Source organism: Caballeronia sp. dw_19 (genome assembly GCF_018449515.1).
Classification (GTDB): domain Bacteria; phylum Pseudomonadota; class Gammaproteobacteria; order Burkholderiales; family Burkholderiaceae; genus Caballeronia.
Genome location: NZ_JAAVUQ010000011.1, coordinates 138888 through 151131, shown reverse-complemented (window position 1 = coordinate 151131; position 12244 = coordinate 138888). Strand labels below are relative to the sequence as shown.

The 12244-nt window shown below is 61.9% G+C and carries 11 protein-coding genes; 2 read left to right on the top strand and 9 right to left on the bottom strand.

Features of this window, described 5'->3' with window-relative positions:
- Window positions 1–3 precede the first annotated feature (3 nt).
- The 6 genes from HB376_RS17480 to HB376_RS17455 all read right to left on the bottom strand — a co-directional run bounded on the left by HB376_RS17480 (window position 4) and on the right by HB376_RS17455 (window position 6132).
- Window positions 4–585, bottom strand: a complete 582-nt coding sequence (locus tag HB376_RS17480) for a tripartite tricarboxylate transporter TctB family protein (RefSeq protein WP_213764922.1) — start codon at window positions 583–585, stop codon at window positions 4–6.
- Between the two features lie 40 nt (window positions 586–625).
- Entirely contained in the window at window positions 626–1309 is a 684-nt protein-coding gene (locus HB376_RS17475; protein WP_213764921.1) for a dienelactone hydrolase family protein, read from the bottom strand.
- An 18-nt stretch (window positions 1310–1327) separates the two neighbouring features.
- Window positions 1328–2236 (bottom strand): NAD(P)-dependent oxidoreductase, encoded by a 909-nt coding sequence (locus tag HB376_RS17470; RefSeq protein ID WP_213764920.1) that lies wholly within the window; start codon window positions 2234–2236, stop codon window positions 1328–1330.
- Between the two features lie 38 nt (window positions 2237–2274).
- The gene (locus HB376_RS17465; RefSeq protein ID WP_213764919.1) at window positions 2275–3276 is read right to left on the bottom strand and encodes a tripartite tricarboxylate transporter substrate binding protein; all 1002 of its coding nucleotides are present in this window, start codon (window positions 3274–3276) and stop codon (window positions 2275–2277) included.
- Between the two features lie 107 nt (window positions 3277–3383).
- Window positions 3384–5057, bottom strand: coding sequence for an FAD-dependent oxidoreductase (locus HB376_RS17460; protein ID WP_213764918.1), 1674 nt, complete (start codon window positions 5055–5057; stop codon window positions 3384–3386).
- Window positions 5058–5232: 175 nt separating this feature from the next.
- Entirely contained in the window at window positions 5233–6132 is a 900-nt protein-coding gene (locus HB376_RS17455; protein ID WP_213764917.1) for a LysR substrate-binding domain-containing protein, read from the bottom strand.
- 327 nt (window positions 6133–6459) lie between these two features.
- On the opposite strand from HB376_RS17455, the gene HB376_RS17450 reads away from it, so the two are divergent.
- The gene (locus tag HB376_RS17450; RefSeq protein WP_213764916.1) at window positions 6460–7509 is read left to right on the top strand and encodes a porin; all 1050 of its coding nucleotides are present in this window, start codon (window positions 6460–6462) and stop codon (window positions 7507–7509) included.
- 15 nt (window positions 7510–7524) lie between these two features.
- Window positions 7525–8514, top strand: a complete 990-nt coding sequence (locus HB376_RS17445) for an ABC transporter substrate-binding protein (RefSeq protein WP_213764915.1) — start codon at window positions 7525–7527, stop codon at window positions 8512–8514.
- 88 nt (window positions 8515–8602) lie between these two features.
- On the opposite strand, the gene HB376_RS17440 is transcribed toward HB376_RS17445, so the two are convergent.
- From HB376_RS17440 to HB376_RS17430, 3 genes are read right to left on the bottom strand one after another with little or no spacing between them, the layout of a single operon-like run.
- The gene (locus HB376_RS17440; protein ID WP_213764914.1) at window positions 8603–10018 is read right to left on the bottom strand and encodes an MFS transporter; all 1416 of its coding nucleotides are present in this window, start codon (window positions 10016–10018) and stop codon (window positions 8603–8605) included.
- Between the two features lie 34 nt (window positions 10019–10052).
- Window positions 10053–11282, bottom strand: a complete 1230-nt coding sequence (locus tag HB376_RS17435) for an FAD-dependent oxidoreductase (protein ID WP_213764913.1) — start codon at window positions 11280–11282, stop codon at window positions 10053–10055.
- Complete coding sequence (locus tag HB376_RS17430) at window positions 11275–12240, bottom strand: VOC family protein (protein ID WP_213764912.1); 966 nt, start codon at window positions 12238–12240, stop codon at window positions 11275–11277. The genes HB376_RS17435 and HB376_RS17430 overlap by 8 nt, the downstream gene beginning before the upstream one ends.
- Window positions 12241–12244 lie beyond the last annotated feature (4 nt).

The following is a 12244-nucleotide window of genomic DNA, read 5'->3' as shown; positions in this document are numbered from 1 at the left end:
GTTTCAGCCCCACGAAAACAATGGCAATTGCAGGCGCAGTCCCCAATGGAACACGAGCACGGTGAAGGTCAGCATCGCCACCGCCAGCAGCGCGGCGTCGCGGACCGAGTTCTTTTTGTCGCCGAGCGCGGCGATGAACGTGCAGCCGAGCGTCGCCGGCACGAAACCGCCATAAATGCCGAAACCAACGAACGCGAACAAGCCTCCAAGTACGCACAGCCAGCCGCGCCACTGCGGTTGAAAGGGACGATGCTCGATCTCGGGCAGCACGGGCCGCTCGGCGATGGCAACGGCGGTCCCAGGGGCGCTTGTGCCCTGCGGAACAGCCGTCTCTCCCGGCGTATCAGCCGCCGCCGCGGGGTGTGCCGGCTGCACGCGATCCTCCGTCGAATAGCCCGCCTTGAGTCCGATCGCAGCCCCCACCAACATCAGGATCGCGCCGAGCACCACCGGCACGAAGCCCGCGCCCATGTCTGTCAGCGAGCCGGTACGATATTGCACGCCCTGCACGAGAATCCCGAGGCCCATCACCATCAGCAGCACAGCGCCGTAGTGGTCCTTGCTGAGATTGATCCGTTGTCGCATCGTCTTCCTCCTGGTTGCTGCGCTGGCTTGAGCGTCGCGGCTAGCCCAACGTCTCGCTGAGCAGGCGCAGCGTGCGCGCCATCGCCTGGCTCGCACTGGCGGCGTCGTACGCCGGACGATCGTCGCAATTGAAACCGTGGCCCGCCGGATAGCGGAACACTTCGAGATCCGGATGCCGGCTTTCGATCAGTTCGACATCGGCTGCGGGAATGTTCTTGTCCTGCTCACCGAAGTGCAGCATCACCGGCACGCCCGGTTGTTCGCTGACGTAGCCGGCAATACCCGTGCCGTAGTAGCAGACCGCTGCATCGATACCCGCCAGCCGCGTCGCGGCAAGCCATGCGAGCGTGCCGCCCCAGCAGAAACCGATCACGCCCACCCCGCTTTCGGCCACACCGCGCTGCTCGCCGACGTAGGCGATTGCGGCGGCCAGATCGCGCAGCGCGAGCGCGTCGCTGATCTGCTTGCGTATCGCGATTCCGCGTGCGACACCCTCCGGCCCGTACGGCAGTTCACAATCGCGCTCGACGCGGTCATACAGCGCCGGCGCGACCGCCAGATAACCCTCCCCCGCGAACCGCTCGCAGACTTGGCGGATGTGCTGGTTGACACCAAACACTTCCTGCACGATCACGACTGCGCCGCGCGGCGGGCTGTCGGGAGCCGCGCACCACGCCTGGAAAGCGTGCCCATCGTCGGCTTGCAGGTGGATTTGCTTGCTCATATCGATTCTCCTTTCCGGTTATTCGCGCACGGCGCCGTCACGGATGGGTACGCCGGTGCACTGTTCATAGAGCGTGACGACGCTCGCCAGATCCGCGCTGGTTCCTCCGAGCGCGGCGGTGGTCTGCCAGACGATATCCGCCGCCGCGCCGACAAATGCCGGGCAGCCTGCGTCACGGCACATCTGCAGATAAAGTTGCATGTCTTTCAGGATGATCGACAGATCCCCTTGCCCGATATGACCGCGCAGTACGGTGTCGGGAAACTTCGTCGACGTTGCCCAGTTGCGCCCGGTGCTCGCGTTCAGGAACTCGAGCAGACGGCTCGGATCGGCGCCTAGCTTCACGCCGGCTGCGATCGCTTCCGCGCTCAACACGACGCTTGCGAACGTCAGCCCCTGATTGACCAGCTTGTAGACCTGCGCGAGACCAGGCTCGTGGCCAGCATCGACGATCTTGTGCGCGTAGGTTCCAAGCAGCGGACGAATGGCCGTGAGCACGTCAGCCGCCGTGGCCACGGCGGTGCTCAGCGTTCCGGCATGGGCGCTTGCGACGCCGCCGCTGATCGGCGCGTCGGCCAGCTCGATGCCGTGCTGGCGCAATGCATCGGCCATCTCACGCATCGCACGGGGTCCAATCGTCGAGCATTCGACATACACCCGGATCGCGCGGCCATGCATGAGGCCGTTTTCACCGAGCGTCACGACACGGCAAACATCGGCCGACGGCAGGCAGCCGAAGCAGATTGACGCTTTGTCTGCGACTTCGCGCGGCGACGCGGCGACGCCCGCGCCCTGCGCCCGCAAGCGCGCGAGCGCAGCGGTGTCAGGATCCGCGGCAATCACGCTGTAGCCGGCGCTCAGCAATCGCTGCGCAATGGCGCTGCCCATCTGACCAACGCCGATAAAGCCGACCACTGTTTTGTCCATTCGCTTGTCTCCAGCTATCTTCAGCGCCTACAACAGGCTCACTGCGGCGTGATGCCCGCGTCCTTGATGATCTTGCCCCAGCGCTCGTTGTCGAGCTTGACCCGTTGCGTCAGTTCCTCAGGGGTCGAGGACTTCGCTTCCCACAGCCCCTTGGCGAACAGCGCCTTCACGTCGGGGTCGTTCACTGCGGTGGTGATCGCGGCGTTCAGTTTCTCGACGATCGGCCGCGGCAGATTCGGCGGCCCGAAATAGCCGTTCCAGCCGGGAAGATCGAGTCCGGGCACTCCCTGCTCGGAGAGTGTCGGCACGTCCGGCAATAACGGCGAGCGCTGGGCCGCGGTAATGCCGAGCATCCGCAGACGCCCGGTCGCGACGCTTTGCACCGCCGACGGCGCACCGTCGAATGCCAGTTGCACGCGCCCGCTCAACAGATCCGGCATGGCATCGCCGGCCCCCTTGTAGGGCACCTGCAGCAGATGGATATTTGCTTCCTGCATGAACTTCGCCGCATAGATGTAGGGCGACGAACCGACCCCCGGCGACGCGATCCGCAGCTTGCCGGGGTTGGCCTTCGCATACGCGACGAGCTCCTGCACGTTCTTGACCGGCAGCGCAACGTTCGACTCCAGCACCATCGGTCCGGTGGCGACCATGCCTATCGGCGTGAAATCCTTGAAGACGTTGTAGGGGATGTGCGCCATCGTGTAGGGGTACTGTGCAAATGTTCCGGCGAACGTGAAGAGCAACGTGTAGCCATCGGCTTTCGCGTGCACGACGTCCATTGCAGCAATCACGCCGTTCGCGCCCGGCTTGTCCTCGACCACCACCGTCGTACCCAGTGCCTTCGAGAGCGCCGGCGCGATTTCGCGCGCCATCAGGTCCACGGTGCCACCCGCCGCGAAGCCGACCATGACGATGATCGGGCGCCCCGGTTCTGGAAAGGTCTGTGCGAAGGACGGCGACACGGCGAGCGCGGCGCCTGCGAGCGCCCCGCCGCGCAGCAGGCGGCATGCACTGCTGCGGGAGAAGAAATTGAACATGACGATACGTCTCCTATTATTTTAGAGCCGGCATATTGGGCCAGCTTATGCCTGACGCGCTTGAAGCATGCGATCCGACGGCCGTGCAATGCCGTCGCGGCGGCCCGTCAAACCGCCCCGTTGTCAGATCGAGCCGGATGTGATCTGAATGGCCCAAGCGTCTTGAAGCTCAGTTCCGACCACGACCTCGCCATCGCATGCGTGGCGCTGAGCGTATTGAACTCGGGCCAGCGCAACGTCACGCCGAGCTCGCATAACGCGCGTTGCAAGCCGATCAGTCGTTCGGGATCCGAACGGATTGCCCGCGGCGGAAGATGCGCACGCACGGCATGCGCCGCGAGCGCGCCGGCTGCTTCGCCGATCACCCAGTCGATCGGATGATGACGCAGTGACGCCGTCGTCATCCGGGTGCCGCCCACCGTCTTGCAACAACCGGCGATCAGGTTCTCCACGCGCACCGGCAACAGGATGCCAAGCGGGATCTGATAAGGAAAGCAGTCAATATCGATCGCATCGCGCACGCGGGTCGGATGCACATTCAACCGGTATGCGGCGATGCCGACCGCGTCCGCAAACTGTTCGGCCGAGTCGGCGCCAGGACGCGCATCGACGCCGATATGCTGTTCGAGCAGCCGGAATTCGGACACGATGCGCCTGCCCTCGCGGGTGTACGGTTGCTTCGCGAGGCCGTCGGCAGTCTCGAACACATCGGGCCGCAGCCGCAGGCCTCGGTACCCGATGCCGCCATCGTGACGCGGCGCCTCGGTCTGCAGCCAATAAAGATACGACAGGCTCAACTGCTTTGCGTCTTGCAGCGCCGTTTGCATCGCTGTCGCGTCGACGCCGAGCAACGGCAGCCGCAGATACTCGTTCTGGATGCTGCAGAACACTGAGATATCGCTGTCGAAAAACCCCGTCGAGAAATTGCGGCGCCGTGCGATGCGCCTGAAGTGCCAGCCGTCGCGCAGCAGTTCCTCGTCGCTGTCGCCCGCGAAGAGCGGCCGTTGCTTCGGCTCGTGCGTGAAGTGATCGAGGCCGAGAAAACCCAGATGCGGGCCGGGCCAATACGGCAAGCGGAACGTGCGCCAGAAGTCGTAGTCGCGCGGGCGATCGGTCGTATAGTCTTCGTCGGGAAAATAGTCGGCGGCGAACGCCCAGTTGAAGCCCTGCTGCTCAAGCGGGTCGGCGACGTCCAACGCGTTCAGCTCGCCTGTATCGGCCTTCGATTCGGCGCCGACCACATGCTCGACGCCAGCCCGCTCGATCAATTCGCCGATCTCGGTCGAGTCGATCACGACCTGCGCGTGAATGGTGATGCGGTCGCCAGAACCGACATTCTCGACTGTCGCGCCGACCACTGCATCGCCGTTCAGATGAGCCTCGCTCAAGCGGTAGGGTTTGAGTATCCGGATCCGCCCGGGCAGCGTGTACACCGACAGCATGTCCTCCAGCACACGTGCCGAAACACGCGGATCATGCGACAGCGTACTGACGATTCCCATGCCCGGATTGAGCGGGAAACGCGTGCGCGCCTCGGGGGTCAACGGCAGGTTGTCGAGATAGTACTGGCGAATCCGTTCACGATAGGCCGAGTAGCTGCGCGACACGGTCAGCGATTCATTCCACGGGTATTCGTCGAACGGAATGCCCTGCGCGCTGGCCTGCCCTCCGAGCCAGTCGGTTTCCTCAACGAGCACCGTTTTCATGCCGAGCCGCGCGGCAGTCATCGCGCATGCAACGCCGCCCAGCCCACCCCCGATCACCAGGACCTCGGTATGCATTTCGCGTCCCGCGGACGCCTCGCCTACCCTCATCCTCACCTCCAGATATTCTGTTTTCTATCACGCTGCGCCGGAGCACAGGACGATATGAAAGGCTACCGGCGGCGCTGGAATACTGTAAGACAGTCAAACGTTGATGCGTTCACCAAAGGTATCCGACCGGTCGCGCGCATCTTTACCGGCGATACATCCTCGACACTCTGCGGAACTCCGTGGCAAGCGTCTCGGCTGACTGCGTCAATGGGCGCAATGTCGACGTGATCAGGCACTGGACCATCGGCGCAAACTTGATATCCACCGGGACGACCTCGAGCAGTCCGTGGGTACAGAATGTCTCGATGGCGGGATAGCTGCTCGCGGCAAGGAAATCCGTCTGCAACAGCATATGAAGCAGCGCACTGAATGAATCACGCTGGATCGTAAAGGTCGGCGCTGGCAGCCCTTGCGCCAGAAAAGCCGCCCGTATGGTTGTTTCGGCGTTGCTCTGTCGCGCGCCGATCACCCACGCGTAGGGGATGAGCTTTTCCAGACTCGTCGCACCCGAGATGGCGTGCCCCTTCCGCCCGACGACCACGATATCCGTACTCAATAAACGCTCGACGTTAATGTCATTGCCGATGTTTGCGGGTTGTGCCGGGCACACGGCAAAGTCGATGTGGCCTTCCCGGATCGCTTTGATAATGGAGGCGGGGGGACCGCCGATGATACTCACCATGGTATCGGGATAGTTCTTTTGAAACCTCATCAGTGCGCGCGGCATCAGCAATGCTTCCGCGGTCGAAGAAATACCGATCGAAACCACGCCGTGCCGCTTTCCAGACAGTTCGGACAACTCTTCGTCCAGCTTGCGAAGCTCCGCGTCAACGAGCCGCGCGCGCCGCAATACGAGCTTTCCGTATTCGGTTGGTTCAATACCACGCGCAGATCGCACCAGCAACTGGAGGCCGAAAGAACGTTCGAGCGCCGACAAGTTCTTGCTGACCGCAGCCTGGGTAAGCCCTAGGTGGCGCGCGGCAGACCGGACACTGCCGGTCTCGATGGCGGCAATGAAATCCCGTAGATGAGCTTCGCGCATCGGATACCTATGGTGAACGCATTAACACTTTCTGATCTTACCGGATCGCAAAAGCTGGGATAACCTTTTTATGCACGGTGAAGATAAGGGGATTCACGGACGTATTGCAGTGAGATCTCCTAAGCGGTAGCGCGCGATGAATGCAACGCGGGCGATGGGTGATTTGAAAGCTTGATGGGATCCGGCACAAGCAGCAAAGCGCCGCATAAAACCTGTTGTCTGCGCCGCGAGACCCACAGAGCTGCGCCTGAGTGTTCTATCTGACATCCCGTACCCGCGGCGATGGTGGACCCACTTGCCAAAAAATAAATGAAGTCAGGAGACGCAATGAAAAAGACCACTAAGGCGATCAGTTTTTTGGCCGCATGCCTCTCGTCCTCACTCGTTCACGCGCAGTCCAGCATCACCCTGTACGGACGAATCGAGGAATCGGTGAATCTTCAGGATTTCTCCGGGGGTAAACCCGGTTCCACTGACGGCACGCGGACAGCGTTAGCGAGTGACACATCGATTTGGGGAATGAAGGGAAGCGAAGATCTGGGTGCCGGCATGCGCGCCTATTTCAAGTTGGAGAACGGCTATAACGCGACCAATGGAGCCCTGAGCAACGCTACCGAGATCTGGAATCGCGAGTCGTACGTCGGGTTGTCGTCTCCGACTTACGGCTCCATCGAACTGGGCCGGCACTGGGCCCCTGGCGTGTGGCTCAGCTCACGGACCGATCCGTTCGGCCGCGCCGAGGTCGGCGCCCAAATCACGCTGCTTCAAGGCTCGAACGTGCGCGGCTATTCGATGTCGCTACCGAGCAGCGTCAAGTACATCACCCCGGATTTTCATGGGCTGTCGGCGAATTTTCTGGCCACCATCCCCGGCGGACAGGCGCTGAGCAGCAACCAGGCTGTTGCGATCGACTATAGCCACGGACCGCTCTATATCGGCTTTGAATACGACAACGCCGCCATTGCCGGTTCGACGGTGGGTCAGACCATCGGCGCGACCAGCAGCAAGACTGCGGCGCTCGGTGCGACTTACAAGTTCCAACCCGTCGAACTGTTCGGCTACGTGCAGCGCAACCACGTTGCGAACCTCCCGAATGTGCTCGGCTATCTGCTCGGCGTCACGATCCCGACCGGCCCGGGCGGCGAGTTTCGCGCATCGTTCGCGCATACGTCCAATCCGGGCGCGTCGGCTTCCCTGTTCGCAGTCGGCTATAACTACTTCGTATCGGTCAGGACCGAGGTGTATACGGCAGTTGCCCGGCTAAACAATGGCAGCAAGGCGACCTTTGGAATGTGGCCTGCCAGTCAAGTGTTCGGAACGAGCGCGCCAGGGCAGGACATCACAGGCTTCCAGGTCGGCATCCGCCACCTGTTCTGAGTGCGGGAGACGATCATGTCGAAACTGAAGCTTACGTTCGGATGCTGGAATTACGACCGCACGCGCGCATTGATGGACGGCGCTGTACAGCCCGAGGGAATCGACCTGAACTACCTGAACATGCCGGTCGAGGAAACCTTCTTCCGGATGCTGCGCCATCGCGAGTTCGACGTCTGTGAGATGTCGCTGTCGTCTTATACGGTCGCGCGCGGCAAACCAGACTGCCCGTTCATCGCTATTCCAGTCTTTCCTTCACGCTACTTCCGGCATTCGAGCATCTACGTGAACGCGGCGGCGGGCATCGACGCTCCGCGCGATCTGATCGGCAAGCGGGTTGGCTGCCCGGAATACCAGATGACCGCGCCAGTCTGGATACGCGGAATCCTGGCTGATCAATACGGCGTACCGGTCGATTCGGTCAGCTATTTTACCGGTGGCGAGGAGGAGCCGAACCGCTCCGAAAAACTGAAGCTCAATGTGCCGGCGAACATCTCCATCACATCGATCGGCCCGACGCAGACACTCTCACAGATGCTGCACGATGGTGAAATAGACGCGCTTTATACTGCGCGAATGCCTTCGTCGTTCAGGCAGAACGGACGCGTAAAGCGCCTGTTCAACGATTACCCGGAGGTCGAGCGCGAATATTTTCGACAGACGGGTATCTTCCCGATCATGCATACCATCGTGATTCGCGAAGACGTCTATCAGGCCAACCGCTGGATTGCGCGGTCGCTGTACAAGGCGTTTATCGACGCCCAGCAGCGAACCTACGCAGACCTTCGCGAAACAGCAGCGTTGAAGGTGATGCTGCCCTGGCTGCCGGCCCATGTCGACGCTGTCACGCGCGAAATGGGCGACGACTTCTGGCCATACGGGATCGACAGGAACCGCGACACCCTTCGCACCTTCTCGCGCTATGCGATTGAACAAGGATTGGCTACTCGCACGTTCGAGCCCGAGGATCTGTTTGCTCCCGAAACGTTTGAGTCGTTCCGGATCTGAGTCTGTGCAAACGGTTTCCTTGTCGAGCGCGCATCTGACACGACAGGAATCAGAGTCACGCTGTGGATCATTATCAAATATGACGGGCTCATACCTCAAGCTGTTCAAGGATTCGCCCTTTCGTCTCGACGCCCAGAAAATGAACCGCTACCGCGGCCAGCATCGGCACGATCGCGAGCAGGTACAAAGCCGTGTCGAGATGACCGCCGACGAGCGTCTTGCCAACCATCGCGGGGGCGAAGATGGCCGCCAGCTTCAACCACGCACCGGCTACGCCGCAACCGAACGCACGGATGCTGGTCGGATACAGTTCGGGCGTATAGACGTATGCCGTGATGAATCCGCACGACATGAACCCGATGGCAAACGCGCAGCACGCCGCGACCACATACACCGACTCGTTGTGGAACACACCGGCGAGCGCCAGTGAAACCGCGCACAACACGAACGACACGTTGATGACCGGTTTGCGGCCCACCTTATCCACTATCAGCGCACAGATCACGGACCCCACCACGCCAAGGAGCGACGCCGCCACGGCCAGATTCAGCGCCAGTTGCAGGGGCGAGTGATAGACAGTCTTGTAGATCGTCGGCAGCCAGGTCGACAGGCCATACTGAATGACGCCGCAGGTCATCCACAGCAACGCGACCGCGATCGTACGCTTGATATAAGCAGCCCCGAAGACATCACGTGCACGACGCTTGGGATGACGATGCGCCATTGCGTCGAACTCAGTCGTGGCCGACAGCGGCGGCAACGGTCCCTTGACCGTTGCTTCGAACGCCTTGAGCGCGTGGTCGGCGTCGTGCATACGATCTTTCGATGCCAGCCAGCGCGGCGATTCAGGCACGATCTTGCGCAGCGCGAAGAACAGGAGCAGAGGCACGCCACCAATGATATACATTACCTCCCAGCCAAAGCGCGGCACGATCCAGGCACCCAGTGCATTCGATGCCAGCAACCCTATCGGGAACACAATTTCATACAGCAGAACGAAACGTCCCCGGCCGTGTGCCCGCGTGATCTCGTTGATATAAGTTGCCGCGACCGGCAATTCGCCGCCCAGCCCCAGTCCTTGCGCAATCCGCAGCGCGACGAAAACGGCAAACGTCGGTGCGAATCCGCAGGCAATGCTCGTGATGCCGATGATCCCGGAACTCCACGCAATCGAGCGCACGCGGCCGAAACGTTCGGCCAGCGCCGGAAAGAGGAATGCCCCGATCAACTGGCCGATCGAACCCGAAGCAATCAGGAATCCGATCTGTCCAGGCGTGAGACCCCACTTCTGGATCAGCAGCGGCAGCGTGGTCGCGATGGTGATGACGTCGAAGCCATCGAAGAAAGTCGCCGCGCCGATCAGGAAGCGCGCACGCACCTGCATCGGGTTGGTCGGCAGACGCTCGATCCGCGCGATGATCGAACCGGCGGTAAGCGCCCCCGAGGCACTCGCCCCGCCCTGCGCTGCAATCGTATTGCCTAACGTATTGCCAAACGTTCTCATGTCTGTACCTCGTCCTCGTATGCCGTCCATGGGGTTAAGCGAGCGCCTTGCTCGTATCGGCGAGGGTCGCGACGTCGATCTCGCGGCCCTGGCTCATCCACTTGCGCGCGAGCTTCAGGTCGCGCGGCATGTTGATTGAAATCACGCCGCGGATAACGCCCGCTTCCAGAAAGAAAAGACTCGCGCGGCGCGCGTTCAGGTCGCCGCGTATGACCGGTTCGATACCGGCGGGAATGTCGCCGAGTATCTGCAGGTTCACGTCGTATTGGTCGGACCAGAACCACGGAATTTCCGCATAGGGCTCGCGCGTGCCCATCAGCGCGCGTGCGGTTGCTATCGCCTGGTTTTGCGCATTGGCCCATGATTCAAGCCTCACGCGACGCTTGAGCCACGCGTTCGGATGGTTCGAGACATCGCCGCAAGCGAAGATGAGCGGGTCGGACGTCGCGCCGAATTCATCGACCACGATGCCGTCGTTCACATCGAGCCCCACCTCTTGTGCAAGCACCGTATGAGGCGCCAGGCCAATCCCCGCGACCGCGAAATCCGCATCGAGCGTGCTGCCGTCCGCGAACGAGGCGCGCACCCCTTGCTCGTGATCGTCCAGCGCGACGAGCAACGCATCGAGCCTTACATCGACACCATTCGAGCGATGCAACGCCAACAGGAAATCCGACACCGTTTGCGGCAACGAACGGCCGCACAGACGCGCCGCACCTTCAATGACGGTCACCTCCACGCCCAGCTTGCGCGCCGTCGCCGCCACCTCGAGGCCGATCCAGCCGCCGCCGATCACAAGCACGCGCGCACTCTTTCGCAGTCTCGCGCCAAGCGACACGGCGTCGTCGAGCGTGCGCAGATAGGCGATGTGCGATGTCCTCACAAGCGATTCCGGCAAGCGCCGCGCAGCACCGCCGGTCGCAATCACCAACCGGTCGTACCGTACCTCGCGGCCCCGCGATGTGCGCACGATCCGTCGTTCGCGATCGATCGCCAGGGCGCGATCCGGCTGCCATGCTTCTACGTTCAGCGCCGCGAAGTCATCGGATGAAACCAGATGAACCGTGTCTATATCAGCATCGCCGGAAAGGACCGCCTTCGAGAGCGGCGGCCGCTCGTACGGCAAGTGAATCTCGTCGGCGATCATCACGAGGCGCCCCGTGAAGCCGTCCTTTCGCAGCGTCTTGACGATCCATCCCGCCGCCTGCCCGCCGCCGATCACCACAACCGTATGCAGCTCGCCCAATGCCAGATCGTCAGCCATTTTTACGCTCCGTCATGAACTTCCCTTCCGGCGCCTTCGCGTTCTTTTGCCGGCGCGTGTTGCCGTCGAGACCGCCGTCGACCGCCCATTCCGCGAACACCGTCGGACCGGGTTCGAAATCGCGCGGCTGCCAGTCGGGCGTGAGCACGTCTTCGTCGGCGTAGTACTCGATCAATCCGCCAGCGGGATTCTGGAAGTACCAGAAGTACGCGGACGACACCGGATGCCTGCCGGGCCCGAGTTGCGTCGTCCAGCCGCATCGGCTGATATGCAGGCCGCCGCCGAAGACTTCATGGATATCGCGCACGGTGAACGCGACGTGATTCAGCCCACGCTTGCCGTCGGGGAGTTGCAACAGGAACAGGTCGTGATGTCCGCCGTGCGGCGCGCAACGCATGAACGCGCCGCGCCCCGGATAGCGGTCCGACGTCTCGAAGCCAAGCAGGTCGTGATAGAACTTTTCCTGTTCGGCTACGCAATTCGTGAAGAACACGACGTGACCGACTTCGATAGGTTCAGCGCGTTCATACACGGGACTCGGCGTATTGATGCGGATATCCTGACCCCACACATTCGAGGGCGAACCCTTGATATCAAGCGTGCGCTTGCGCGTGACTTCAACGCGGATAGCCATGCCGTTCGGGTCGATGCAACCCACCGCATCGCTGGTTTCGAAGTGACCCGGTTGACCCGCGAACTTCCCGCGCAAAGCGTCGAGTTCCGCAGCAGTCGCGACACCCCATGTCACTTCGCGCAGCGTCGGACCCGGTTCGAAAGCGGGTGGGAGCGCTGGATCGTTTGCATCGACGACCATGATCGTGCAGCCGTTCTGCGCTTCGAAACGCGCGTGGGTTTCGTCGTGCGCGACTTCTTTCAGGCCCCAGTCGCTGAAAAATGTCCTGCACGTTGCGAGGTCGGTCACGCCGTAGGTGACCTGTTCAATGCCAAGAATAGTCATGACT

Excerpts from the sequence above, each read along its gene's own strand:
- HB376_RS17470 (WP_213764920.1), bottom strand. The coding sequence starts at position 2,236 with ATGGACAAAACAGTGGTCGGCTTTATCGGCGTTGGTCAGATGGGCAGC.
- HB376_RS17440 (WP_213764914.1), bottom strand. The coding sequence starts at position 10,018 with ATGAGAACGTTTGGCAATACGTTAGGCAATACGATTGCAGCGCAGGGC.
- HB376_RS17475 (WP_213764921.1), bottom strand. The coding sequence starts at position 1,309 with ATGAGCAAGCAAATCCACCTGCAAGCCGACGATGGGCACGCTTTCCAG.
- HB376_RS17430 (WP_213764912.1), bottom strand. The coding sequence starts at position 12,240 with ATGACTATTCTTGGCATTGAACAGGTCACCTACGGCGTGACCGACCTC.
- HB376_RS17465 (WP_213764919.1), bottom strand. The coding sequence starts at position 3,276 with ATGTTCAATTTCTTCTCCCGCAGCAGTGCATGCCGCCTGCTGCGCGGC.
- HB376_RS17455 (WP_213764917.1), bottom strand. The coding sequence starts at position 6,132 with ATGCGCGAAGCTCATCTACGGGATTTCATTGCCGCCATCGAGACCGGC.
- HB376_RS17450 (WP_213764916.1), top strand. The coding sequence starts at position 6,460 with ATGAAAAAGACCACTAAGGCGATCAGTTTTTTGGCCGCATGCCTCTCG.
- HB376_RS17480 (WP_213764922.1), bottom strand. The coding sequence starts at position 585 with ATGCGACAACGGATCAATCTCAGCAAGGACCACTACGGCGCTGTGCTG.
- HB376_RS17445 (WP_213764915.1), top strand. The coding sequence starts at position 7,525 with ATGTCGAAACTGAAGCTTACGTTCGGATGCTGGAATTACGACCGCACG.
- HB376_RS17460 (WP_213764918.1), bottom strand. The coding sequence starts at position 5,057 with ATGCATACCGAGGTCCTGGTGATCGGGGGTGGGCTGGGCGGCGTTGCA.
- HB376_RS17435 (WP_213764913.1), bottom strand. The coding sequence starts at position 11,282 with ATGGCTGACGATCTGGCATTGGGCGAGCTGCATACGGTTGTGGTGATC.